The organism is Stutzerimonas decontaminans, from assembly GCF_000661915.1.
Taxonomy (GTDB): Bacteria; Pseudomonadota; Gammaproteobacteria; order Pseudomonadales; family Pseudomonadaceae; genus Stutzerimonas; species Stutzerimonas decontaminans.
The window spans coordinates 1,090,825-1,114,006 of record NZ_CP007509.1; the positions used below are offsets into that span (position 1 = coordinate 1,090,825).

Sequence of the window (23,182 nt, forward strand, 5' to 3'; positions counted from 1 at the left end):
CTCATCGATACGGCTGATTCGAGGCGCCAAGAGTAGCGATTATGCGCTGAACTGCAACTATCGAGAGAATGGAAGGCTGATACCGTCGGCGCCAAAGGCGCGACGGTATCAGTGGTGGCTGATGTCAGCCCTTCTGGTTGGCGGCCTGCAGGGCGGTCAGGGCGATGGTGAAGACGATGTCATCCACCAGCGCGCCGCGGGACAGGTCGTTTACCGGCTTGGCCAGACCTTGCAGCATCGGGCCGACGCTGAGGCAGTTGGCGTTGCGCTGAACGGCCTTATAGGTGGTGTTGCCGGTGTTCAGGTCGGGGAAGATGAACACGGTGGCCTGGCCGGCGACCTTGCTGTTCGGCGCCTTCTGCTTGCCGACACTGAGCACGGAGGCGGCGTCGTACTGCAGCGGGCCATCGATCGGCAGCTCAGGAGCGCGCTCCTGGGCGATGCGGGTGGCTTCGGCGACTTTCTCGACTTCCGCACCGCTGCCGGAGCTGCCAGTGGAGTAGCTGATCATCGCCACGCGCGGGTTGACGCCCAGTGCGACGGCGGATTCGGCGCTCTGCAAGGCGATTTCGGCCAGTTCGGTGGCGCTCGGGTTCGGGTTCACCGCGCAGTCGCCATAGACCAGTACCTGATCCGGCAGCAACATGAAGAACACCGAGGACACCAGGCTATAGCCCGGAGCGGTCTTGATCAGCTGCAGGGCAGGGCGGATGGTGTTGGCTGTGGTGTGCACGGCCCCGGAAACCAGGCCGTCCACTTCGTCCAGAGCCAGCATCATGGTGCCAAGAACGACGGTGTCCTTCAGCTGTTCGCGCGCATCCTCCGGAGTCAGGCCCTTGGCCTTGCGCATCTCGCACATCGGCTCGACGTAGCGATTGGCGATGCTGTCCGGGTCGAGAATCTCCAGGCTGCCCGGCAGGGTGATGCCTTGCTCGCGGGCAACCTGCTGGACTTCTTCCGGCTTGGCCAGTAGCACGCAGCGAGCGATGCCTCGCTCCTGGCAGATCGCGGCGGCGCGGATGGTGCGCGGCTCGTTGCCTTCCGGCAGTACGATGCGCTTGTTGGCATCCTGGGCACGCTTGACCAGCTGGTAGCGGAACGCCGCCGGCGACATGCGTAGCTCACCACGCGGCACGCTGCAACGGGTGTGCAGAAATTCAGGGTGCAGGTGCTTGGCGATGAAGTCGGTCACCCGGCTGGCGCGCTCGATGTCGTCCGACGGGGTTTCCTTGTTCAGGCCGAACAGGTTGTTCGCCGTGTCGTAGGAGTTGGTCTGAACCGTCATCACCGGCAGGCCACCATCGAGCGCGGCTTTGCACAGTTCGAGAATGCGTGGGTCCGGCGTGAAGTCGCTGCACAGCAGCAGCCCGGCGAGTTTTTCGCCATTGAGCGAGGCCAGGCTGGCGGCAAGGATGATGTCGTCGCGGTCGCCAGGGGTGACGACCAGTACGCCGGACTGCAGCAACTGTACGGTGTTCGGCACTGCGCGGGCGCACAGCACGATCTTGTTGACGCGGCGCTGATCGGATTCGCCGGCGTTAAGCACCTGGGCGCCAAGCAGCTCGGCTATGTCGCGCGTACGCAGCGCATTGAGTTCTTCGGCGAATGGAATCGCACCGAGCAGCTGGAAGTCGGCACTGCCCAGCAGTGGCAGGTGCTGCTTGAGGCTGTCGATGTATGCCGGCAGGCCTTCTTCGGTCTTGACCTTGTTGAGTATGACGCCGAGCACCTTGGGATCCTTGGCGCCGCCGTACAGCTGCGCCTGAATCTCGATGCGTTCGGCCAGGCGCTTGAGGCTGTCATTGCCCTGGGCGGCGATCAGAATGACTTCGGCATCCAGGCTCTTGGCCAGCTGGGTATTGATGCGCTGGGTGTAGTTCGATTCGCGGGTTGGCACCATGCCTTCGACAATGACCACGTCCTTGCCGGCGGCGACCTGCTGGTAGCGGCTGATCACGTCCTCGAGCAGCAGGTCGATCTCGCCATCGGCAAGCTGGCGCTCGACCTGCTCCAGTGGCAGGGGCTCGGGCGACTTCAGGTTCAGCGTTCGTTCGACGAGGATGCAGGAGCGCTCGCGGCCCTGGTCGACGGGGAAGGGTTGCGCGATCGGCTTGAAGAAGCCGACCTTCAGCCCAGCGCTTTCCAGCGCACGGATCAGGCCGAGGCTGATGGAGTTGAGGCCGCCGCCGAAACCGGTAGGGGCGAGGAAGATTGTGTGCATGGCATCTCCTTGAGGGCAGGGTGCTCGGGATAACGGTGCTGGGCGACGGCAAGGCTAGGGCACTTGTGCCGGGGTGAAAACTGCCTGATTGCCGCGGCGCTCATGTGCAAAGACCCGACGGCCGTGGGCTGTCGGGTCTTCAAGTCGCTGCCTGTGTCGGCTCAGGCGTCCAGCAGGGCCAGCGTGTCGAGGGCGATCTGGCGCTCCTCGTTGGTCGGCACGACCATGACGCGTGGGCTGCCCTCGGCCTGGATCTCGCCAGCAACGCCACGGGTACAACGGGCGTTGGCTTCGGCGTCGAGCTTGAAGCGGAACAGTTTGAGGTGTTCCAGGGTGCGCTCGCGCACCGCCGACGAGTTTTCACCGATACCGCCGGTGAAGACCAGGCCATCCAGCTGCGGCAGGGCGCAGGACATGGCGGCCAGCGACTTGGCCAGGCGGTAGCAGAACACTTCGAAGGCCAGCACCGCGCCTGGATGGCCGGCGTTACGGGCATCAGCCAGGGTGCGCATGTCGTTGGACAGGCCGGAAAGCCCCTTCAGGCCGCTTTCCTTGTTCAGCATGTTGTCGATCTTGGGCAGGTCCCAGCCCAGCGTCTTGTTCAGGAAATTGTGCAGGCTCGGATCGACATCGCCACTGCGAGTGCCCATCACCAGGCCTTCGAGCGGAGTAAGGCCCATGCTGGTGTCGCGGCTTTCGCCATTGACTACCGCGCAGGTGGAGCAACCATTGCCCAGATGGGCAACCAGCCAGCTGCTGTTCTCGACCGGCACACCGGCCAGCTCGGCAGCGCGCTTGCTGACATAGCGATGGCTGGTGCCGTGGAAGCCGTAGCGGCGTACGCCATGCTCCTTGTAGAGCACATCCGGCACGGCGTAGCGGTAGGCATGCTCCGGCATGGTCTGGTGGAAGGCGGTGTCGAACACGCCTACCTGCGGCAGATCGGGGAACAGGTTGATTGCGGCATGGATACCGCTGAGGTTGGCCGGGTTGTGCAGCGGAGCCAGCTGGATGTTGGCTTCGATGCCAGCCAGAGTTTCGTCGGTGAGCAGCGAAGAGGCGAAGAACTTCTCGCCGCCGTGCACGACGCGGTGACCGATGCCATCTAGATGGCCGCCAGCGGCGTCTTCCACGCGCGGCAGGATCTGGGCCAGAGCAGCCTGATGATCGGCATTGGGCACCTTAACGCTTTCCTTGCCAGCGGCGCTCTCGAAGTGGATGACGGCCTCCGGGCTGCCGATGCATTCGGCCAGGCCTTGTAGCGGGAAGGTCGCTTGCGCTTCGTTGACCAGGGCGAACTTGATCGACGAGCTGCCACAGTTAATCACCAGGATGTTACGAGCCGACATCGGTGCTCCTTGGTTCTCTAATGTTATTGAAATGGGTGCCAAAGATACTTTTCGCCGATTCTTGCACATCGGCCATAAAAACGATGCCATCCAAAGGTTGTAGTCACATGTTCGATGGCACTACATGAGCGTCACACTCGACGAACGGCAACGGTCCGTTCATCCAAGGTCGGTTCGCAATCGGCGCAGTGGATGGTTAAACTTCCACATCCATTCTCTAAAGCAAAGGTTCTGCCCCATGCTGATTGCCGCTAACAAGGCTGTCTCCATCGACTACACACTCACCAACGACGCCGGTGAGGTGATCGACAGCTCGGCCGGCGGCGCTCCGCTGGTCTACCTGCACGGCGCAGGCAACATCATTCCAGGCCTGGAAAAGGCTCTCGAGGGCAAGCAGGGCGGTGACCAGATTCAGGTCGCCATCGAGCCGCAGGACGCTTACGGCGAGTACAGCCCGGAGCTGGTCGCTACCCTCAATCGCGCCATGTTCGAAGGCGTCGACGAGCTGGAAGTTGGCATGCAGTTCCATGCCTCCGGTCCGGACGGCGGCATGCAGATCGTTACCATCCGCGACGTGGAAGGCGATGACGTGATCGTCGATGGCAATCACCCGCTGGCCGGCCAGCGTCTGAACTTCGACGTCAAGGTTGTAAATGTGCGTGACGCCAGCGAAGAGGAAGTGGCTCACGGCCACGTCCATGGCGAGGGTGGTCACCACCACTGATCCGGGCTGCCGTGTAGGTGCCCGCACGCACAGCGGCAGGAACGGCTGCTGTGCTGATCGAAAGAAGAGCGCTCCGGTCGTCTGCCGGGGCGTTTTTTTCGTTAGGAGAGATTACATGAGCGCATTCCACCAATTGGTGTTGCCAGGCCTGGGCGGTGACGAACTGCCGTTGGCGCAGTTCGGCGATCAGATCACGCTGGTGGTCAATGTCGCCTCGCAGTGCGGGCTGACGCCGCAATACGCTGGCCTCGAACGGTTGCAGCAGCAGTACGGTTCCCGTGGATTCAGCGTCCTGGGCGTGCCATGCAATCAGTTTGCGGCGCAGGAGCCGGGCAGTGACGAGGAGATCCGCTCGTTCTGCAGTCTCAACTACGGCGTCACCTTTCCGTTGAGCGGCAAGCTGGAGGTGAACGGTCCTCAGCGCCATCCGCTGTATCGCTTGCTGGCTGGCGAAGGCGCCGATTTTCCAGGCGATATCACCTGGAACTTCGAGAAATTCCTCGTCGGCAAGGATGGTCGTGTACTGGCGCGTTTCTCGCCACGAACCGCCCCTGACGACGCTGCTTTGACCCAGGCGATCGAAAGCGCGTTGGCCTGATCGGCCGCCTGCGGTCGCATCTCTTGCGGCCGCATCTCTCTCTGCTGCTGTTCCTGATCCATCATTGTCGTGTTGGCGCCGGATAAGCGCCATGGATGATGCTGTGCCGACGAGACGACCGGTCATATTCTCGGCGCATGAGCAATCCAGCACGTAATGACAAGCGCGACCTGATCCTGGCAAAGGGCGCCCGGGTGATGACCCGCCGTGGCTATCACGGCACAGGTGTACAGGAGATCGTCCAGGCAGCAGGTATCCCCAAGGGTTCGTTCTATCACTACTTCGCCAGCAAGGAAGACTTTGCCCTGCAGGCGCTGGACTACATCTACGCGCCGCGGCTGGAGCGCTATCAGGCGGCGTTGAGCAACTCAGCAACCTCGCCGCGGCAGCGGATACTCGACTACTACGCCGATCTCGTTGCGCACTTCGCCCGCAAGGAAAAGCCCGAGTACTACTGCTTTATCGGCAGCCTGAGTTTCGAGATGGCCGAGTTGTGCTCACCCATCGCCAGTCGGCTCAGCGCGATACTGGCGCAATCCGTCGAACTGCTTGCCGCCTGCCTGGAGCAGGCGCGCAGCGTTGGCGAGATCGCCTCCTGCTGCGATTGCCCGATGTTGGCCGAATTCATAAGTAATGCCTGGGAAGGTGCACTGTTGCGCATGAAGGTGAGCGGCAGCGTTGCCCCGTTGCAGGTGTTCTTCCAGCAGCTCCAACGCCTGTTGGCACCAGCTGCACCCTATTCGCCGGAGCGTGAGCGCCCGGTTGCCTTGACCAATGCCACAGGAGTCGATCAATGACCGCCAGCGTACAAGCCTTGTTCCAGCCGTTCGAGCTGGGCTCCCTCCGTTTGCCGACCCGAGTGGTCATGGCACCGATGACCCGTTCGTTCTCGCCCAATGGAGTACCGACCGCCGATGTGGTCGAGTACTACCGCCGTCGTGCCGCCTCCGGGGTCGGGCTGATCATTACCGAGGGCACCACGGTTGGCCACGCTGCCGCCAATGGCTATCCGCATGTTCCGCGCTTTTACGGTGAAGATGCGCTGGCTGGCTGGACAGCGGTGGTCGATGCGGTACATGCCGCCGGCGGCAAGGTCGTTCCGCAGCTCTGGCACGTCGGTAACGTGCGCCGCAAGGGCACCGAACCGGAGCCGGACGTGGTCGGCTACGGCCCGATGGAAAAGCAGAAGGATGGGCAGGTTGTCGTCCATGGCATGACCAAGCAGGACATCCAGGACGTGATCGAGGCGTTCGCCCAGGCTGCCCGCGATGCCCAGGCGATTGGCATGGATGGCTTGGAAATCCACGGTGCCCACGGTTACCTGATCGATCAGTTCTTCTGGGAAGGCAGCAATCAGCGTGCCGACGAATACGGCGGCAGCCTGGCCAACCGTTCGCGCTTCGCCATCGAACTGGTGCAAGCAGTGCGTGCGGCGGTCGGCCCCGACTTTCCGATCATCTTCCGTTTCTCGCAGTGGAAGCAGCAGGACTACACCGCACGACTGGTGCAGTCGCCCGAAGAGCTGGGTGAGTTCCTTGCGCCGCTTTCAGCGGCTGGTGTGGATATCTTCCATTGCTCGACGCGCCGGTTCTGGGAGCCTGAGTTCGAGGGCTCGGAGCTCAATCTCGCTGGCTGGACCCGTCAGCTGACCGGCAAGCCGACCATCACCGTCGGTAGCGTCGGCCTGGATGGCGAGTTCCTGCAGTTCATGGTCAAGACCGACAAGGTGGCGCAGCCGGCCAATATCGAAGGACTGCTAGAGCGCTTGAACAAGCAGGAGTTCGATCTGGTGGCGGTGGGGCGTGCCCTGATCTGCGATCCGGATTGGGCGGTAAAGGTGCGTGAAGGGCGGATGGAGGAGATTCTGCCGTTCAGCCGGGAAGCGTTGAAGACGCTGGCGTGACCGCGCAGTGGACAGCCGGTGCGACCTGCCCCTGCCTTTTGACGAGACTGGAGTATGTAGGCTCGCGAGGAAGGAGAATCGGCTGTCCATGCGGCCGAGAGCCCCAAGCCAAACGTCGCGGTCCTTCAGATGGCTCGGATCTAGAAGGGCTGAGGACGGGGGGCGCTGGTGAGGGCGGCGCCATGGCCGTACCATTCGATTAGCTCATCAGCCCCCGAGGCAGCTGTCTCAAGGGGCTTGATGGGGTAGGCGTTAGACGTTGAAGCGGAAGTGCATCACATCGCCGTCCTTGACGATGTATTCCTTGCCTTCCAGGCGCCACTTGCCGGCTTCCTTGGCGCCGGCTTCGCCCTTGTAGGCGATGAAGTCGTCATAAGCGATGACTTCGGCGCGGATGAAGCCTTTCTCGAAATCGGTATGAATCACCGCTGCCGCCTGCGGAGCGGTGGCGCCGATGCGGACGGTCCAGGCACGGACTTCCTTCACCCCGGCGGTGAAGTAAGTCTGCAGGTTGAGCAGCTCGTAACCGGCACGGATCACACGGTTCAGGCCTGGCTCTTCCATGCCCATGGTCTCCAGGAACATCTGCATCTCTTCCAGATCGTCCAGTTCGGCGATCTCGGCTTCGATCTTGTTGCAGACCGGCACGACGATGGCGCCTTCTTCCTCGGCGATGGCGTTGACCACATCCAGGAGCGGGTTGTTCTCGAAGCCGTCTTCAGCGACGTTGGCGATGTACATCACCGGCTTGGTCGTCAGCAGGTGGAAGGTCTTGGCCAGGCGCTTTTCCTCGTCGCTGAAACTCTTCAGCAGGCTGCGCGCCGGTTTACCTTCGGTGAGGTGCGGAATCAGCTTTTCCAGCAGACCCTTCTGCGCCACGGCCTCCTTGTCACCACCTTTGGCGGTACGAGTAACGCGCTGCAGCTGCTTCTCGCAGCTGTCGAGGTCGGCCATGATCAGTTCGAGATCGATGATCTCGATGTCACGCTTGGGGTCGACGCTGTTGGCGACGTGGATGACGTTCTCGTCTTCGAAGCAGCGCACTACGTGGGCGATGGCATCGGTCTCGCGGATGTTGGCGAGAAACTTGTTGCCCAGGCCTTCACCCTTCGAGGCACCGGCGACCAGGCCGGCGATGTCGACGAACTCCATGGTGGTCGGGATCACCCGCTCCGGCTTGACGATCGCCGCCAGCGCGTCGAGGCGTGGATCGGGCATCGGCACGATGCCACTGTTCGGCTCGATGGTGCAGAACGGGAAGTTCTCCGCCGCGATGCCGGATTTGGTCAGGGCGTTGAACAGAGTGGACTTGCCGACGTTGGGCAGACCGACGATGCCGCAATTGAATCCCATGGTGATCTTGCCTCGGAGTTAGGTTCAGGCCTTCTGGCTGTGCAGGCGCTGCATCGCACGGGTCCAGTCGCCGGCCAGGATTTCCGGCACGACGTCGAGCGCGAAGTCGATGCTGGCGTCGAGCTTTTCGCGCTCGGACTGCGGCGCGCGCCCCAGCACGTAACCGCTGACTAGGCTGGCGTGGCCCGGATGGCCGATACCCAGGCGCAGGCGATGAAAGCTGTTTTGATTGCCGAGCTTGGCGATGATGTCGCGCAGCCCGTTGTGCCCGCCATGACCGCCGCCCTGCTTGAGCTTGGCGACGCCGGGGGGCATGTCGAGTTCATCATGGGCGACCAGGATGGACTCGGGGGGAATTCGGAAAAAGCCGGCCAATGCCGCCACTGCCTGACCGCTGCGGTTCATGTAGGTAGTGGGGATGAGAAGGCGGATATCTTCGCCCTGATGGCTGAGCTTGCCGACCAGGCCGAAATACTTGCGATCGTTACTGAGCGCGACGCCTTCACGGGCAGCCAGGCGCTCAACGAAAAGAGCCCCCGCGTTATGCCGGGTCTGGTCGTATTCAGGGCCTGGATTTCCCAGGCCGACGATCAGTTTTACGGCAGTCACGACGGGGGCCTCTTCTTTGGCTATGCGAGTGGATTACTCGGCAGCGCCTTCTTCTTTCGGAGCGTCTTCCTTGCTCACGCGCGGAGCGTGAACGTTGGCAACCGGCAGGTCGCTGCCGTGGGCCAGGGCGACCAGCTCAACGCCTTTCGGCAGCTTGAGATCGGTCATGTGCAGAACCTGGCCGACTTCGACGTTGGACATGTCGACTTCGATGAATTCCGGCAGGTCTTGCGGCAGGCAGGAAACTTCGACTTCGTTCAGGTTGTGCAGGATTTCGCCGCCTTGCTGCTTCACGCCCACGGAAGATTCCTGGTTGATGAAGTGCAGGGGAACGGTGGCGGTCAGCTTGTGGCCGGCAACGACGCGCACGAAGTCAGCGTGCAGCACGAAGCTCTTGGCCGGATGACGCTGCAGCGCCTTGATCAGGACGGATTCGTTCTGGCCATCGACGTTCAGGGTCAGAACGTGGCTGAAGGAGGCTTCGTTCTCCAGCAGCTTGGCGAAATCCTTGGCCAGGATGCTGATGGACTGCGGGGCCTTGTCGCCACCGTAGATGACGGCCGGAACCAGGGCGGCGTTACGACGCAGGCGGCGGCTCGCACCTTTCCCCAGGTCGGAACGCACTTGGGCATTCAGAGTGAAATCGTTCATGGTGATTCTCCAGTAGCAACATTACCTGTCGCGCTTGCGACCAGCGCTCGGGCTGTTGGGCAAAAAGCCCCGCGCGAGGCGGGGCACATTACGTTCAGTGCGATTCGCGAAGCTTTCGCTTAGCGGAACATCGCGCTGATCGATTCGGCATTGCTGATGCGGCGAACCGCTTCAGCCACCACTGGCGCGATGTCCAGTTGGCGAATTCGGGTGCAGGACTGTGCGGCTGCCGACAGCGGAATGGTGTTGGTCACCACCAGCTCGTCGAGCACCGAACCTTCGATGTTCTCGATGGCACGGCCAGACAGGATCGGGTGCGTGCAGTAGGCGTAGACCTTGGCCGCGCCATGATCTTTCAGCGCCTTGGCTGCATGGCACAGAGTGCCGGCGGTATCGACCATGTCGTCGACGAGGATGCAGGTACGCCCATCGATGTCGCCGATGATGTGCATCACTTCGGACTGGTTGGCCTTCGGGCGACGCTTGTCGATGATCGCCAGGTCGACGCCGAGCGACTTGGCCACAGCGCGCGCGCGGACCACGCCGCCGATGTCCGGGGAGACGATCATCAGATTCTCGAAGCGCTGAGCCTGGATGTCATCGACCAGCACCGGCGAGCCGTAGATGTTGTCCACCGGCATGTCGAAGAAACCCTGGATCTGGTCGGCGTGGAGGTCGACGGTCAGAACACGGTTGACGCCAACGACGTCGAGCATGTCGGCCACGACCTTGGCGCTGATCGGTACGCGAGCAGAGCGCGGACGACGATCCTGGCGGGCATAACCGAAGTAGGGGATCACAGCGGTGATTCGCGACGCCGAGGAACGGCGGAAGGCGTCGGCCAGCACCACCAGTTCCATCAGGTTGTCGTTGGTCGGAGCGCAGGTCGGTTGGATCAGAAAAACGTCCTTACCGCGAACGTTCTCGTTGATCTCGACGCTGATTTCGCCGTCGGAGAACTTACCGACGTAGGCATCACCGAGGGGGATATGCAGCTGACGTACGACACGCCGGGCCAGGTCGGGGTTGGCGTTCCCCGTGAAGACCATCATCTTGGACACGCGCAGTACCTGCCTGAGGGTGGGTCCGATGAATAAAAAGCTGTTCAAAAGGCAAGCTCTTGAACAGCTTCAAGTGTATGGCAGGGGCGGCTGGATTCGAACCAACGCATGCCAGGATCAAAACCTGGTGCCTTACCGCTTGGCGACGCCCCTGTAGGGTCAACTTCATTGGTGCTGTTGCAGTCGTACGAACCTTGGGAGGTTATGGCAGGGGCGGCTGGATTCGAACCAACGCATGCCAGGATCAAAACCTGGTGCCTTACCGCTTGGCGACGCCCCTGTATCGTACAACCTGTGTGCTACGCACTCGCTTCCTGTGCCAGTTCTTCAAGGCTTCGGTGCAACATCGAAACGTTACGACCACGGGCCACGAAACTCGGCAAAGTGTCTGGAAGTTGGCGGCGGACTTTATCAGCCTCGCCTTCGTTTGGGAAGCTCCCAAACACACAAGCTCCAGTGCCAGTCATGCTTGCCGGAACAAATTTGTTCAACAAGCTCAAAGCGTTACGAACTTCTGGGTAACGCTTCTCGACCACCGGCTGACAGTCGTTATGACCGCCCCCTGCAAGAAGGCTGCGAACTGTAATGGCCGGGGTATTACGTGTCAACTCTGGGTCGGCAAATATTTCCGCTGTACTAACAGAGACTTGCGGCGCGATTACGAGGAACCATGGTTCGGGCAAATCCACCGGATGCAGGCGCTCGCCGACCCCCTCGGCAAATGCCGCCCGGCCGCGGACGAACACCGGTACGTCGGCGCCCAGGGTAAGCCCCAGCTCAGCGAGTCGGTCTTCACTCAGATGTAGTTGCCACAGGTGGTCGAGGCCGAGCAGGGTGGTCGCTGCATCGGAACTGCCACCCCCGATTCCGCCGCCCATGGGCAGACGCTTGAGCAGGCTGATATCGGCGCCTAAAGAGCAGCCGCTCTCGCGCTGCAACAGGCGCGCGGCGCGGACGATCAGGTTGCTGTCGTGGTCGACCCCGGGGAGCGCGGTATGTAAACGGATTTCGCCGTCTTCCCGCAGGCTAAAGCAGAGTTCATCGCCGTAATCGAGGAATTGGAACAGCGTCTGCAGCTCGTGATAGCCGTCGGCACGACGGCCGGTGATGTGCAGCATCAGGTTGAGCTTGGCGGGTGCTGGCAGTGTCAGCATTCAACGGCCCAGCTGGCGTGGTTGCCAGTCCTTGACCACCAGGGTGATCTGCAGGTCGTGACCTTGCAGGCGGATACGCTCGGGCAGAACGAAGCCATTGTGTTCTGCATAGGCGAGATAGTCGACCTGCCAGCCGTCCTGCTCCAGGTGTGCCAGGCGGCTCTCGCTGTCCAGCGTCAAGCGGCTGCGGCTATCTGGCGCCGGCACGCCACGCACCCACCAGAGCAGGTGCGATACCGGGAGCTGCCAGCCGAGCTGCGCCTGTACCAGCGCTTCTGGAGAAGCGGCCTCGAAGCGGCCCTGGCCGGCCACCTCCAGTGATACGGCGTCTGGCCGGCCGGTGAGGCGCGTGGCGCCGCGGCCTAGCGGGCCAGACAGGCGAATATCGAAATAGTCCTGGCGTTGCAGCCAGAACAGCGTGCCACTGCCGGATTCCTGTGGTGCGCGAATGCCGATTTTGCCGCTGATCTGCCAGCCATCGAGCGTCTCGACCTGATGGCGGTGCTGTTTCCAGGCCGCTGCGCTGCCGGGGCCTTCAACCGATTCGCGTGGTCCGAGCCCGGCGCAGCCGGCAAGCAGGAGAGCAAGGCAGGGGGCAAGAAGCTTTTTCAGCAGGGACATGGGTCAGGGCTTCTCCGATCCCGTCAGCCGCTTGAGCGTTTCGCGCAAGATCTCACTGTCAGGTTGTAGTTTGAGTGCTCTGGACCAGACCGCGCGCGCCTCGCTGCGTTCACCCAGGGTCCACAGCACTTCGCCCAGATGTGCCGCCACTTCATGGTCGGGAAAACGCTGCAGAGCCTTACGCAGCAGCGCTTCGGCCTCGGTCAGATTGCCCAGACGGAAGTTGACCCAGCCAAGACTGTCGAGGATCGCCGGGTCGTCGGGGTTGAGCTGGTAGGCCTGCTCGATCAGCTGCAAGGCCTCGTCGTGCCGGTTGGTGCGGTCGGTCAGGGTGTAGCCGAGTGCGTTCAGGGCCATGGCGTTGTCCGGCTCGCGCTCGATGATGAAGCGCAGGTCACGTTCCAGCTGGGCCAGATCGCCGCGCGTCTCGGCGAGCATGGCGCGGGTGTAGAGCAGGTTGAGGTCATCGGGGAACTCCTCCAGCGCCTGCTCCGCCAGCTTCCATGCCTGCTCGATGCGCTTGTGTTCAGAGAGCGCTTCGATCTCGATCAGGTACAGTTGAATGGCGTAGTCCGGTTGCTGCTGACGCGCATCGGCGAGCACCGCTGAGGCTTCCTGGTCGCGCTTGCTGGCGTAGAGCAGCTGGCTCTGCAGCAGTTTCGCCGGCAGGTATTCGTTGCCCGGACCGACCTGCGCCAGTGCATCCAGCGCCTTGATATTTCGGCCCATCGCCTGATAGGCGCGCCCGAGATTGAAGTAGGCCGCGTCGACGTGGCTGCCGCGCTCGATCAGTTCTTCCAGGTAGACGGTGGCCTCACGCCAGGCTTCGGCCTCCATGCAGACCAGCGCCATGGAAAAGCGCAGATCGTCATCGGCCGGATGTTGCTGGACCAGTGTGGCGAACTCGCCCATGGCGTCTTCCAGGCGTTCCTGCTCGACCAGCAGGCGTGCATAAGTCAGACGCAGGCGCTTGTCTTCCGGATGCTGGCGCAGGGCTTTCTCGAGTAGCGGCAATGCTTCATCACTGCGCTGCAAGCTGTGCAGCAGGCGGGCTTCGAGGAGAATCGAGGGGATCTGACGCTGCTTGGTTGGCTGCTTCTGCAGAAGGGCCAGTGCTTCCTCGCTGCGATCGTCCTGCTGGAGTAGAACGGCCTTGCCGAAAGTCAGCTGCGGATTGTCTGGATTCTTGAGCAGCAGTTTGTCGAAGCTCTGCAGCAAGCCGGCGCGCGTGTCTGGATCGGTTTCTGATGCCGAAAGCGCGAGAAAATCGAAGTGCGTGTCGCCCTGGCCCTGCAGGACCTTCTCCATGAACTCCATGGACTCCTCGTAACGGCCGGCGCGGGCCAGCTGCACGGCAGCAGCGCGTTGTGCGTCGAGGCTTTGCGGGGCGTTGCGTGCCCAGATCAACGCCGTGTCCAGTGCGGCCTGCTCGGCGCCGAGGTACTCAGCGATGCGGAAGCCGCGCTCGGCGACACCGGCATCCTGCGTTGCATGCGCCTGCTGGACGTAGTTGCCCAGCGCGATATCGAAGCGATTACGCTGCCCGGCCAGCTCTGCGACCAGCAGCGCATAGAGGGTTTGGCGGCTGAACGAGCCATACTCTGCCGCGTCGCCGGCGGAGCTCTCCGCCGCAGCGTCCTCTACCGGTGGGCTGCTATCGGGTGCTTGCTGCGTGAATGTCTGGCAGCCGCCGATCAACAGCAGGGCGGCAAGTGCGGCGAGTCTTTTCATAAAGGGAAATGTACGGCTGTATGCGGTCGCGGCATGATGACACAAGCCGCAGGTCAAGCCCATGGCCCCTATTGGGGGTGCAGGCCGGTTCGGTAGGCAATCGGCCGTACCAATCGAATCCGACAATCGAGGGCAATGGTTGTTCTCCATCTGTCGAAGTAGGAGAATTGCGCGCTCTGTTTTCGAATCAGCGATTCTGCATGGCTTTCCTCGCGCTTGGCATCAATCACAAGACCGCTTCGGTGGACGTCCGCGAGCGCGTAGCCTTCACGCCCGACCAGATGGTCGAGGCCTTGCGACAGCTGTGTCGCGTCACGCCGACCCGTGAAGCGGCGATCCTCTCGACCTGTAATCGCAGCGAGCTGTATCTGCAGCAGGATCAGGTTGAAGCCGACGCCGTGCTGGCCTGGCTGGCCAACTATCACCGCCTCAGTCTCGACGAGCTCAAGGCGTGCGCCTATGTGCATGTCGACGATCAGGCCGTGCGCCACATGATGCGCGTCGCCTCGGGGCTTGACTCGCTGGTGCTGGGCGAGCCGCAGATTCTCGGACAGATGAAGTCTGCCTATGCGGTCGCCCGCGAGGCCGGCAGCGTTGGTCCACTGCTTGGCCGGCTGTTTCAGGCGACCTTCAGCACGGCGAAAACCGTGCGTACCGATACCGCCATCGGTGAGAACCCGGTTTCCGTCGCTTTTGCCGCAGTCAGCCTGGCGCGACAGATCTTCAGCAATCTGCAGCGCAGCCAAGCGTTGCTGATCGGCGCAGGGGAGACCATCACCCTGGTGGCGCGCCACCTGCATGAGCAGGGCGTAAAGAAGATCGTCGTCGCCAACCGCACGCTCGAGCGCGCCAGTGCGCTGGCCGCTGAACTGGGCGCCCATGCCATTCTGCTTGCCGATATCCCGGATGAGTTGCACAACAGCGACATCGTCATCAGTTCCACTGCCAGCCAGCTGCCGATCCTCGGCAAGGGCGCGGTCGAACAGGCCCTGAAGCGGCGCAAGCACAAGCCGATGTTCATGGTCGATATCGCCGTGCCACGGGATATCGAGCCGCAGGTCGGTGAGCTGGACGACGTCTATCTGTATACGGTTGACGATCTGCACGAGGTGGTCGCGGAGAACCTCAAAAGCCGCCAGGGTGCCGCCCAGGCCGCCGAGGAACTGGTCGCCGCCGGCACCGAAGACTTCATGCAGCGTCTGCGCGAACTGGCCGCGGTCGATGTGCTCAAGGCCTATCGGCAGCATGCCGAGCGGATTCGCGACGATGAGCTGAGCAAGGCCCAGCGCCTGCTGGCCAATGGCGGCAGCGCCGAGGATGTCCTCGCGCAGCTGGCCCGGGGCCTGACCAACAAGCTGCTGCACGCACCCAGCGTGCAGCTGAAGAAACTCTCCGCCGAGGGCCGCGTCGAGGCGCTGAGCATGGCCCAGGAACTCTTCGCCCTGCACGAGGGCACGGAAAAACCATGAAAGCTTCGCTGCTGAACAAGCTGGACATCCTGCAGGACCGTTTCGAGGAACTCACCGCGCTGCTAGGCGACGGCGAAGTCATCAGCGACCAGACTCGTTTCCGCGCCTATTCGCGCGAATACGCCGAAGTCGAGCCGGTGATCGTCGCCTATCGCCAGCTGTGCAGGGTCCAGCAGGACCTCGAAGGCGCCCAGGCGCTGCTCAAGGACAGCGATCCCGACATGCGCGAGATGGCCGAGGAGGAAGTCGCCGAGGCCAAGGTGCAGCTCGAAACCCTGGAAGCCAATCTGCAGCGCATGTTGCTGCCCAAGGACCCGAACGACGGGCGCAACGTGTTCCTGGAAATCCGCGCCGGCACCGGCGGCGACGAGGCGGCAATCTTCGCCGGCGATCTGTTCCGCATGTATTCACGCTATGCCGAGAAGCAGGGCTGGCGCGTCGAGATTCTCTCCGAGAGCGAGGGCGAGCACGGCGGTTACAAGGAAGTGATCTCCCGCGTCGAGGGCGACAACGTCTACGCCAAGCTCAAGTTCGAGTCCGGTGCCCACCGGGTGCAACGCGTGCCGGAAACCGAATCGCAGGGGCGTATTCATACCTCGGCCTGCACCGTGGCGGTCCTGCCGGAGCCTGATGAACAAGCGGCGGTGGAAATCAATCCGGCCGAGCTGCGCATCGACACCTATCGCTCCTCCGGGGCGGGTGGGCAGCACGTCAATAAGACCGATTCGGCGATCCGCATCACCCACCTGCCGACCGGCATCGTCGTCGAGTGTCAGGAAGAGCGTTCGCAGCACAAGAATCGCGCCAAGGCCATGGCCTGGCTCGCCGCCAAGCTGCAGGACCGCCAGGACGCCGCGGCGCACAAGGAAATCTCCGAGACGCGCAAACTGCTGGTCGGCTCCGGTGATCGCTCCGAGCGTATCCGCACCTACAATTTCCCCCAGGGCCGCGTCACCGACCACCGGGTCAACCTGACGCTGTACTCGCTCAACGAAGTGATCGCCGGCTCCGTGGAGCAGGTCATCGAGCCCCTGCTGCAGGAATATCAGGCCGATCAGCTGGCTGCGCTGGGCGACTGATCCCTTCTGCTGCGCGCCGCGCTACCGACGAGCAATTAATGCCAACCATCGAGTCCCTACTGCAAAGTGCCGATCTGCCGGACTCGCCGAGCGCCAGGCTGGATGCCGAGTGGTTGCTCGCCGCGGCGCTGGGCAAGTCGGCGAGCTATCTGCGCACCTGGCCGGAGCGCGAGGTGTCGGCGGAGTGCGCCGAGCGCTTCGCCGCGCACCTGGCGCGGCGCCGGCAGGGAGAGCCCGTCGCCTATATCCTCGGGCGCCAAGGCTTTTGGAGTCTAGAGCTGGAAGTGGCGGCGGATACGCTGATTCCGCGGCCGGACACCGAGTTGCTTGTCGAAACCGCGCTCCAGCTGCTTCCCGCAACCCCGGCTCGAGTGCTCGATCTGGGCACTGGAACTGGCGCAATCGCGCTGGCGCTGGCGGCTGAACGTCCGGCGTGGCAGCTCTGTGGTGTCGACCGCGTCGAGGCGGCCGTGACGCTGGCCGAGCGTAATCGGCAGCGCCTCGGCCTGCGCAACGCCGCGTTTGTCTTGAGCCACTGGTTTGCCGGGTTGGCCGGGGAGCGCTTCGAGATGATCGTCAGCAATCCTCCCTATATTCCGGCCAGCGACCCGCACCTGCAGCTGGGCGACCTGCGTTTCGAACCGCAGAGTGCGCTGGTCGCAGGCGCGGACGGGCTGGACGACATTCGCTCGATCATCCACCAAGCTCCCGCGCACCTGCTGCCGGCCGGCTGGCTGCTGCTGGAGCACGGCTACGACCAAGCCGAAGTGGTGCGCACGTTGCTGGTTTCCGGTGGCTTCGAAGATGTGCAGAGCCGGCTCGATCTGGGTGGACATGAGCGCATCAGCCTTGGCCGCCTGCCATGATTCTGTTTCGTGAGGTCCAGCATGCTGAGTGACGAAGAACTGCTGCGCTACAGTCGGCAGATCCTGCTCAAGCAGGTCGATATCGAGGGGCAGCTGCGACTCAAGCAAAGCCGGGCTTTGATAGTCGGGCTTGGCGGATTGGGCTCGCCGGTGGCGCTCTATCTGGCCGCTGCCGGCGTCGGTGAACTGCATCTTGCCGACTTCGACACCCTGGATCTGACCAACCTGCAGCGGCAAATTGCCCATGACACTCCCTCACTGGGCCTGCACAAGGTCGACTCGGCCATGCTCCGGCTGGAGGCACTCAACCCAAATGTGCGGCTAGTGCCATATCGCAGCGGTTTGGACGCCGATTCGCTCGATGCGGCGGTCGCCCAGGTCGATCTGGTGCTCGATTGCACGGACAACTTCGGCATCCGTGAAGCGGTTAACGCTGCCTGCGTGAAGGCCAAGAAACCCTTGGTCAGTGGTGCGGCGATCCGCTTTGAAGGACAGCTGTCGGTGTTCGATCCACGAGTCGAAACGAGCCCTTGCTATCACTGCCTGTACGGGCACGGTAGCGAAGCCGAGCTGACCTGCAGTGAGGCCGGTGTGATTGGCCCGCTGGTGGGTATGGTCGGCAGCCTGCAAGCGCTGGAAGCGCTGAAACTGCTGGCAGGTTTTGGTGAGCCTCTGATTGGTCGGCTGCTCTTGATTGATGCATTGAGCAGTCGATTCCGCGAAATGCGCGTCAAACGCGACCCACGTTGCACGGTGTGCGGTCGTGACTGACGGCAGCGCGCCCGTAGGCGTCTTCGACTCAGGGGTTGGCGGACTCTCGGTACTGCGCGAAATACGTAAATGCCTGCCCAACGAATCCCTGCTCTACCTGGCTGACAGCGCGCATGTGCCATATGGCGAGAAGAGCCCGGAGTACATCCGCGAGCGCTGCCGCATCATTGCCGCCTTTCTTGTTGAGCAAGGTGCCAAGGCGCTGGTGGTGGCGTGCAATACCGCGACGGCTGCCGGGGTCGCCGAGCTGCGCGAGTGTTATCCACTAATGCCGATCGTCGCCATGGAGCCGGCCGTCAAGCCCGCCGCTCAGGCCACGCGTAGCGGCGTCGTCGGCGTGCTTGCGACGACGGGGACGCTGAAGAGCGCGAGGTTCGCGGCATTGCTTGATCGCTTTGCCGCCGATGTACGTGTCATCACCCAACCATGTCCCGGCCTGGTCGAGCGCATCGAGGCAGGCGATCTGGACAGTCCTGAGACCCGCGCAATGTTGATCGGCTGGATCGAGCCGCTGCTGGCGCAGGGCTGCGATACGCTGATTCTGGGCTGTACGCACTATCCGTTCATCCGGCCGCTGCTGACGGCGTTGCTGCCTGCCGACGTCCATCTTATTGATACCGGAGCGGCCGTGGCGCGACGCTTGAGCGAGTTGCTGGCAGAGCGCCACTTGCTCGCTGGCGGAGGAGCCACGCAGCGTTTTTATTGCAGTGGCGATCCGCAGCGAATGGCCCGTGTCCTGCCTATACTTTGGGGTGAAAACGTCGAGGTTGAGTTCTTTTCTGGCTAGGAACTCCCGACTCAGCCGGGTTTCTCAATTGATGCTGACAATTAATAACCAAACAAACGCAGTGTTTTTTATAAGGAAGTTCCCATGAAAAAACTGTTTTCCCTGGCTGCCGTGGCGGCGCTTTCCGTAGGGCAAATGGCGGCTGTCCACGCCGTAGACTTTACCGTTGCGGTTGGTCAGACCGACGAGTCGACCATGACTTATCGGCTGGGTGCGCAATTCGACTTCAACAAGAGCTGGTTCCAGACCAGCGTGGGTCGCCTGACTGGTTACTGGGATGCCGGTTACACCTACTGGGAAGGTGACGAGTCGTCGAGCAACCACAGCATTTCGCTGGCTCCGGTATTCGTCTACGAATTCGCGGGTGAGTCGGTCAAGCCGTATGTCGAGGCAGGCATCGGCGTCGCGGCGTTCGAGAACACCGAGGTCGAGGGCAATCGTCTGGGTTCGTCTTTCCAGTTCGAGGATCGCCTCGGCGCTGGTCTGCGTTTCGCCGGTGGCCACGAGGTGGGCGTGCGCGCAATCCACTATTCAAATGCCGGCATCAAGAAGCCGAACGATGGTGTCGAAAGCTACGCCCTGCATTACCGCATGGCGTTCTAAGCGAGCCTGTTCCAACCGCTGCAGGGTGTGTCGTGCGCCCTGCAGCACCCGTCAGCTGTCTCAGTCATATGCCGTGGCGCTGCCCTTGCGCTCCTCCTGGCAATCCTCCGAGCCCAGCTCGAATTCCCTGCAGATCAATGGGCGATTTGCATAGATCGTGCAGCGCATGCTGTCCCGATCGAGCGCTGCGCACCAGCCGTCCTCCAGTCGCAGCATGACTTCACCACCCCATGCGTCTGTGTCGATAAATCGCTCCGGTACGCCGGTATCGCTGAACAGCAACACCTCGAGTCGGCAGCAGCAGGCCGCGCAGGTAGCGCAGCTCACCGAGGTGTCTTCAAGTTGCTGGTGGGGGATGGTCGAGTCGTTCATTGCGCCAGTCTAGTCGATACGTCCAGCCGGGCGCGCGCCAGATAGCGAGTGGCGGCACCAGCGCTGGCCGGTGCCGCATCTTTCAAGGCTCTTCGTTCAGCTGCTTGTTGCGCCAGCCTTCACCGCCCGGAAGCAGCAGGTTGAGCAGCAGGGCGATGATGGCGCACAGCGAAATACCGGAGAGGGTGAACTCACCGTAGCCGATGGCCATGCCGCCAATGCCGAACACCAGCGTCACCGAGACGATGATCAGGTTGCGTGCTTCGGACAGGTCAACCTGGTGGCGAATCAGTGTGCTCAGGCCGACCACTGCGATCGAGCCGAACAGCAGGCAGAGAATGCCGCCCATCACTGGGACCGGGATGCTCAGCAGGCCGGCGCCGAACTTGCCGATGAATGCCAGGGCAATGGCGAATATCGCCGCCCAGGTCATGATCTTCGGGTTGTAGTTCTTGGTCAGCATTACCGCGCCGGTCACCTCGGCGTAGGTGGTGTTGGGCGGGCCGCCGAACAAACCTGCTGCGGACGTAGCCACGCCGTCGCCGAACAGGGTGCGGTGCAGGCCAGGCTTCTTGACGTAGTTGTTACCCGTGACGCTGCCAATGGCGACCACGCCTCCGATGTGCTCGATGGCCGGTGCCAAAGCGACCGGAACCATGAACAGAATCGCGCCGATGTGAAATTCGGGGGCAACGAAGTTGGGCATTGCCAGCCAGGGCGCGGCGGCGATGCCGCTGGTGTCGACCACGCCGAACGCGAATGACAGTCCGTAGCCGACCGCAACGCCAGCCAGGATGGGGACCAGGCGGAACAGCCCTTTGCCCAACACCGCTACCAGCAAGGTAGTGACCAAGGCCGGCATCGAGATAAGCATCGCAGTCTGGTATGGAATCAGCTGTGCGCTGCCGTCACCAGCCTTGCCCATCGCCATGTTCACCGCCACAGGCGACAGCGCGAGGCCAATCGAAATGATCACTGGGGCGATGACCACAGGCGGCAGCAGGCGGTCAATGAAGCCGGGTCCTTTCAGGCGCACGGCGAAGCCGAGCAGCATGTAGACAAGTCCGGCAGCGACTACGCCGCCCATTACGGCCGGGAGTCCGAACTCACCTTTCGCCGCGATGATGGGCGCGATGAAGGCAAAGCTGGATGCCAGGAAAACCGGCACCTGGCGCCGGGTGATTACTTGGAACAGCAGGGTTCCAAGTCCGGCGGTGAACAAGGCCACGTTGGGGTCCATGCCAGTGATCAGCGGCATCAGCACCAAAGCACCAAAGGCGACGAATAGCATTTGCGCGCCAGCCAGCACCTGCCGGCCAAGCGGCTCGTCGGTATGCGACATGCTTAGATGTCCTTCTGCTTGGTGCCGAAGATCTTGTCGCCGGCATCGCCCAGGCCTGGAACGATGTAGCCGTGCTCGTCGAGACGCTCATCAATGGACGCGGTGAAAATCAGCACATCCGGGTGCGCTTTTTCTACAGCGGCGATGCCTTCCGGGGCCGCGACCAGCACCAACGCACGGATCTCCTTACAGCCGGCCTTTTTCAGCATGTCGATGGTGGCGACCATCGACCCGCCGGTAGCGAGCATAGGGTCGATAATAATGGCCAACCGTTGTTCGATCTCTGGAACGAGCTTCTCCAGGTAGGTCTGTGCCTGCAGCGTCTCTTCGTTGCGCGCGATGCCTACCGCACTGACCTTGGCGCCCGGAATCAGGCTGAGTACACCGTCGAGCATGCCGATGCCGGCGCGCAGAATGGGTACGACGGTGATTTTCTTCCCGGAGATTTTCTCCACTTGCACCGGGCCGCACCAGCCGTCGATGCTGTAGTGTTCCAGCGGCAGGTCCGAAGTCGCTTCATAAGTGAGGATCGAGCCCACTTCCTGAGCCAGTTCACGGAAGTTCTTGGTGCTGATATCGGCGCGGCGCATCAGGCCGAGCTTGTGGCGGATCAGCGGGTGGCGGATCTCTCGAATGGGCATTTTGGGCTCCGGCGGGCAAATAAACCGGCTTAGATTAAAGCATCGTCGGGTCAGCGGCTATTCGCGTGTCATTCGGCCGGCAGACTTGCTGCAGCCCGCGGGGGTGGGTATCTTCCACGCCCTTTCGCGGACGGCTGAAAGTCGGCTGTTCGGTCAGGTTTTTCGCTGTTCAGGTACGGCGATTCAACCAAGTGAGCTGCCTGTGTCATCTGGCGCTCTGAAACTCATCTTCTGAGGGGAATCGCATCATGTCCGTCGATCTCGTACATATTCGTCAAGTCATGGCGGAGGCAGACTGCCTGTACACCGAAGAGCAAGTGGAAGCAGCGATCACCAAGGTCGCGGAAACGATCAATGGCGAGCTGGCTGATCGCAATCCTGTGGTCTTCTGCGTAATGAATGGCGGCCTGATCTTCTCCGGCAAGCTGGTACCAAAGTTGAATTTCCCGCTGGAACTGTCGTACCTGCATGCGACCCGTTACCGCAACGAAACCAGCGGTGGTGAGCTGTTCTGGAAGGCCAAGCCCGAAGTTTCGTTTATCGATCGCGACGTGTTGATCATCGACGACATCTTGGATGAAGGCCACACCCTAGGCGCTATCATCGACTTCTGTCGGCACGCAGGCGCGGCGGCGGTGCATACCGCGGTGCTGATCGACAAGGACCACGAGCGCAAGGCGCGTCCTGACTTGAAGGCGGATTACGTCGGTCTCAGCTGCATTGATCGCTACATATTCGGTTACGGCATGGACTACAAAGGTTACTGGCGTAATGCGCCGGGCATCTATGCGGTGAAAGGACTGTAAAAGTTCGAGTTCAGGGCCATGCCCATAGCTATGCGCACCCGCAACGGGTGCGCAGACGAACTCGTCGGCCGCCTTTTCTGGCACGTTCCCTTCGAGGCGACAGCTCGACTGGCAGTTGAGTCTTCACCTTAGCGCAGCTTCCACCTGCTTGCTGTTTCGTTTCGCCCCATCCTGCGCACGAAAGTAACGCTCTTCATCGGCGGTGCTCGCGACTGCCCCCATTCATAGCCTGGGATCAGCCGGCGTTGGTAGTCGGGGTGGCGCGGGTCATTCGACTGGATTGGTGGGTGATATCGCCGTCATGAATTGAACTTTAGGATAACTGGCCAGCATTTCTTCATGGCCGGGAGCGCAAAGGCTCTGCGCCGGGCTTTGCGGCCTTTGCAATCGCGGCTAAGCTCAGGACGTCCTTAATGCGCATGGCCAAGGCCCATCATGCTGAAAGCCACTGCTGGAAAGGCTATTAACACT

The 23,182-nt window shown here is 62.2% G+C and carries 23 protein-coding genes and 2 tRNA genes; 11 read left to right on the forward strand and 14 right to left on the reverse strand.

Annotation, left to right across the window (positions count from 1 at the left end):
• Positions 1-124: 124 nt before the first annotated feature.
• Together pta and UIB01_RS05025 are read right to left on the reverse strand one after the other, a co-directional pair.
• Positions 125-2,221, reverse strand: coding sequence for a phosphate acetyltransferase (pta, locus tag UIB01_RS05020; RefSeq protein ID WP_038657453.1), 2,097 nt, complete (start codon positions 2,219-2,221; stop codon positions 125-127).
• Between the two features lie 161 nt (positions 2,222-2,382).
• Positions 2,383-3,570, reverse strand: coding sequence for an acetate kinase (locus tag UIB01_RS05025; protein ID WP_038657455.1), 1,188 nt, complete (start codon positions 3,568-3,570; stop codon positions 2,383-2,385).
• A gap of 238 nt (positions 3,571-3,808) precedes the next feature.
• On the opposite strand from UIB01_RS05025, the gene UIB01_RS05030 reads away from it, so the two are divergent.
• From UIB01_RS05030 to UIB01_RS05045, 4 genes are all read left to right on the forward strand, one after another.
• The gene (locus tag UIB01_RS05030) at positions 3,809-4,294 is read left to right on the forward strand and encodes an FKBP-type peptidyl-prolyl cis-trans isomerase (RefSeq protein ID WP_003302716.1); all 486 of its coding nucleotides are present in this window, start codon (positions 3,809-3,811) and stop codon (positions 4,292-4,294) included.
• A 115-nt stretch (positions 4,295-4,409) separates the two neighbouring features.
• Positions 4,410-4,892, forward strand: a complete 483-nt coding sequence (locus tag UIB01_RS05035; RefSeq protein WP_038657458.1) for a glutathione peroxidase — start codon at positions 4,410-4,412, stop codon at positions 4,890-4,892.
• Between the two features lie 137 nt (positions 4,893-5,029).
• On the forward strand, positions 5,030-5,689 hold the full coding sequence (locus UIB01_RS05040; RefSeq protein WP_038657460.1) for a TetR/AcrR family transcriptional regulator: 660 nt from the start codon (positions 5,030-5,032) through the stop codon (positions 5,687-5,689).
• Positions 5,686-6,795 (forward strand): NADH:flavin oxidoreductase, encoded by a 1,110-nt coding sequence (locus UIB01_RS05045; protein WP_038657462.1) that lies wholly within the window; start codon positions 5,686-5,688, stop codon positions 6,793-6,795. Before UIB01_RS05040 ends, UIB01_RS05045 begins: the two co-directional genes overlap by 4 nt.
• 252 nt (positions 6,796-7,047) lie before the next feature.
• Here UIB01_RS05045 and ychF read toward each other — a convergent pair whose 3' ends face one another.
• From ychF to UIB01_RS05090, 9 genes are all read right to left on the reverse strand, one after another.
• Positions 7,048-8,148: a redox-regulated ATPase YchF gene (gene ychF / locus UIB01_RS05050; protein ID WP_038657464.1), complete on the reverse strand. Its 1,101-nt coding sequence runs from the start codon at positions 8,146-8,148 to the stop codon at positions 7,048-7,050.
• 24 nt (positions 8,149-8,172) lie between these two features.
• The gene (gene pth, locus UIB01_RS05055; protein WP_038657466.1) at positions 8,173-8,757 is read right to left on the reverse strand and encodes an aminoacyl-tRNA hydrolase; all 585 of its coding nucleotides are present in this window, start codon (positions 8,755-8,757) and stop codon (positions 8,173-8,175) included.
• Between the two features lie 33 nt (positions 8,758-8,790).
• Positions 8,791-9,408, reverse strand: coding sequence for a 50S ribosomal protein L25/general stress protein Ctc (locus UIB01_RS05060; RefSeq protein ID WP_038657469.1), 618 nt, complete (start codon positions 9,406-9,408; stop codon positions 8,791-8,793).
• 119 nt (positions 9,409-9,527) lie between these two features.
• A complete protein-coding gene (locus tag UIB01_RS05065; RefSeq protein ID WP_038665423.1) occupies positions 9,528-10,469 on the reverse strand; it encodes a ribose-phosphate pyrophosphokinase in 942 nt (313 codons plus the stop codon).
• 78 nt (positions 10,470-10,547) lie between these two features.
• A tRNA-Gln gene (locus tag UIB01_RS05070) sits at positions 10,548-10,622 on the reverse strand.
• 52 nt (positions 10,623-10,674) lie between these two features.
• A tRNA-Gln gene (locus UIB01_RS05075) sits at positions 10,675-10,749 on the reverse strand.
• 19 nt (positions 10,750-10,768) lie between these two features.
• Positions 10,769-11,623 (reverse strand): 4-(cytidine 5'-diphospho)-2-C-methyl-D-erythritol kinase, encoded by an 855-nt coding sequence (ispE, locus tag UIB01_RS05080; RefSeq protein ID WP_038657471.1) that lies wholly within the window; start codon positions 11,621-11,623, stop codon positions 10,769-10,771.
• Complete coding sequence (gene lolB, locus UIB01_RS05085; RefSeq protein WP_038657473.1) at positions 11,624-12,244, reverse strand: lipoprotein insertase outer membrane protein LolB; 621 nt, start codon at positions 12,242-12,244, stop codon at positions 11,624-11,626.
• 3 nt (positions 12,245-12,247) lie between these two features.
• A complete protein-coding gene (locus tag UIB01_RS05090) occupies positions 12,248-13,975 on the reverse strand; it encodes a tetratricopeptide repeat protein (protein ID WP_038657475.1) in 1,728 nt (575 codons plus the stop codon).
• Positions 13,976-14,175: 200 nt separating this feature from the next.
• Here UIB01_RS05090 and hemA point away from each other — a divergent pair, with 200 nt between their 5' ends.
• From hemA to UIB01_RS05120, 6 genes are all read left to right on the forward strand, one after another.
• Complete coding sequence (gene hemA / locus UIB01_RS05095; protein ID WP_038657477.1) at positions 14,176-15,444, forward strand: glutamyl-tRNA reductase; 1,269 nt, start codon at positions 14,176-14,178, stop codon at positions 15,442-15,444.
• Positions 15,441-16,523 carry a peptide chain release factor 1 gene (gene prfA / locus UIB01_RS05100; protein WP_038657478.1) on the forward strand — a complete coding sequence of 361 codons (1,083 nt, stop codon included), beginning with the start codon at positions 15,441-15,443 and terminating at the stop codon, positions 16,521-16,523. The genes hemA and prfA overlap by 4 nt, the downstream gene beginning before the upstream one ends.
• A 38-nt stretch (positions 16,524-16,561) precedes the next feature.
• Positions 16,562-17,389, forward strand: a complete 828-nt coding sequence (gene prmC / locus UIB01_RS05105) for a peptide chain release factor N(5)-glutamine methyltransferase (RefSeq protein WP_038657480.1) — start codon at positions 16,562-16,564, stop codon at positions 17,387-17,389.
• A gap of 21 nt (positions 17,390-17,410) precedes the next feature.
• A complete protein-coding gene (locus UIB01_RS05110; protein WP_038657482.1) occupies positions 17,411-18,160 on the forward strand; it encodes a molybdopterin-synthase adenylyltransferase MoeB in 750 nt (249 codons plus the stop codon).
• Positions 18,153-18,947, forward strand: coding sequence for a glutamate racemase (gene murI / locus UIB01_RS05115; RefSeq protein WP_038657484.1), 795 nt, complete (start codon positions 18,153-18,155; stop codon positions 18,945-18,947). Before UIB01_RS05110 ends, murI begins: the two co-directional genes overlap by 8 nt.
• An 84-nt stretch (positions 18,948-19,031) precedes the next feature.
• On the forward strand, positions 19,032-19,550 hold the full coding sequence (locus UIB01_RS05120) for an acyloxyacyl hydrolase (protein ID WP_038657486.1): 519 nt from the start codon (positions 19,032-19,034) through the stop codon (positions 19,548-19,550).
• 60 nt (positions 19,551-19,610) lie between these two features.
• Here UIB01_RS05120 and UIB01_RS05125 read toward each other — a convergent pair whose 3' ends face one another.
• The 3 genes from UIB01_RS05125 to upp form a co-directional block, all read right to left on the reverse strand.
• A complete protein-coding gene (locus UIB01_RS05125; protein WP_038657488.1) occupies positions 19,611-19,922 on the reverse strand; it encodes a YkgJ family cysteine cluster protein in 312 nt (103 codons plus the stop codon).
• A gap of 82 nt (positions 19,923-20,004) precedes the next feature.
• The gene (locus UIB01_RS05130) at positions 20,005-21,264 is read right to left on the reverse strand and encodes a uracil-xanthine permease family protein (RefSeq protein WP_038657490.1); all 1,260 of its coding nucleotides are present in this window, start codon (positions 21,262-21,264) and stop codon (positions 20,005-20,007) included.
• Between the two features lie 2 nt (positions 21,265-21,266).
• On the reverse strand, positions 21,267-21,905 hold the full coding sequence (gene upp / locus UIB01_RS05135; protein ID WP_003284783.1) for a uracil phosphoribosyltransferase: 639 nt from the start codon (positions 21,903-21,905) through the stop codon (positions 21,267-21,269).
• Positions 21,906-22,153: 248 nt separating this feature from the next.
• Here upp and UIB01_RS05140 point away from each other — a divergent pair, with 248 nt between their 5' ends.
• The gene (locus UIB01_RS05140; RefSeq protein ID WP_038657492.1) at positions 22,154-22,711 is read left to right on the forward strand and encodes a hypoxanthine-guanine phosphoribosyltransferase; all 558 of its coding nucleotides are present in this window, start codon (positions 22,154-22,156) and stop codon (positions 22,709-22,711) included.
• Positions 22,712-23,182: the final 471 nt, after the last annotated feature.

Bases quoted from the DNA above. Each gene is read 5' to 3' on its own strand.
- UIB01_RS05120 (WP_038657486.1), top strand. From the start codon at position 19,032: ATGAAAAAACTGTTTTCCCTGGCTGCCGTGGCGGCGCTTTCCGTAGGG.
- hemA (WP_038657477.1), top strand. From the start codon at position 14,176: ATGGCTTTCCTCGCGCTTGGCATCAATCACAAGACCGCTTCGGTGGAC.
- UIB01_RS05030 (WP_003302716.1), top strand. From the start codon at position 3,809: ATGCTGATTGCCGCTAACAAGGCTGTCTCCATCGACTACACACTCACC.
- UIB01_RS05025 (WP_038657455.1), bottom strand. From the start codon at position 3,570: ATGTCGGCTCGTAACATCCTGGTGATTAACTGTGGCAGCTCGTCGATC.
- UIB01_RS05125 (WP_038657488.1), bottom strand. From the start codon at position 19,922: ATGAACGACTCGACCATCCCCCACCAGCAACTTGAAGACACCTCGGTG.
- UIB01_RS05140 (WP_038657492.1), top strand. From the start codon at position 22,154: ATGTCCGTCGATCTCGTACATATTCGTCAAGTCATGGCGGAGGCAGAC.
- prmC (WP_038657480.1), top strand. From the start codon at position 16,562: ATGCCAACCATCGAGTCCCTACTGCAAAGTGCCGATCTGCCGGACTCG.
- UIB01_RS05035 (WP_038657458.1), top strand. From the start codon at position 4,410: ATGAGCGCATTCCACCAATTGGTGTTGCCAGGCCTGGGCGGTGACGAA.
- UIB01_RS05040 (WP_038657460.1), top strand. From the start codon at position 5,030: ATGAGCAATCCAGCACGTAATGACAAGCGCGACCTGATCCTGGCAAAG.
- ychF (WP_038657464.1), bottom strand. From the start codon at position 8,148: ATGGGATTCAATTGCGGCATCGTCGGTCTGCCCAACGTCGGCAAGTCC.
- pta (WP_038657453.1), bottom strand. From the start codon at position 2,221: ATGCACACAATCTTCCTCGCCCCTACCGGTTTCGGCGGCGGCCTCAAC.
- UIB01_RS05060 (WP_038657469.1), bottom strand. From the start codon at position 9,408: ATGAACGATTTCACTCTGAATGCCCAAGTGCGTTCCGACCTGGGGAAA.
- lolB (WP_038657473.1), bottom strand. From the start codon at position 12,244: ATGTCCCTGCTGAAAAAGCTTCTTGCCCCCTGCCTTGCTCTCCTGCTT.
- UIB01_RS05045 (WP_038657462.1), top strand. From the start codon at position 5,686: ATGACCGCCAGCGTACAAGCCTTGTTCCAGCCGTTCGAGCTGGGCTCC.
- UIB01_RS05130 (WP_038657490.1), bottom strand. From the start codon at position 21,264: ATGTCGCATACCGACGAGCCGCTTGGCCGGCAGGTGCTGGCTGGCGCG.
- ispE (WP_038657471.1), bottom strand. From the start codon at position 11,623: ATGCTGACACTGCCAGCACCCGCCAAGCTCAACCTGATGCTGCACATC.
- upp (WP_003284783.1), bottom strand. From the start codon at position 21,905: ATGCCCATTCGAGAGATCCGCCACCCGCTGATCCGCCACAAGCTCGGC.
- prfA (WP_038657478.1), top strand. From the start codon at position 15,441: ATGAAAGCTTCGCTGCTGAACAAGCTGGACATCCTGCAGGACCGTTTC.
- UIB01_RS05110 (WP_038657482.1), top strand. From the start codon at position 17,411: ATGCTGAGTGACGAAGAACTGCTGCGCTACAGTCGGCAGATCCTGCTC.
- UIB01_RS05090 (WP_038657475.1), bottom strand. From the start codon at position 13,975: ATGAAAAGACTCGCCGCACTTGCCGCCCTGCTGTTGATCGGCGGCTGC.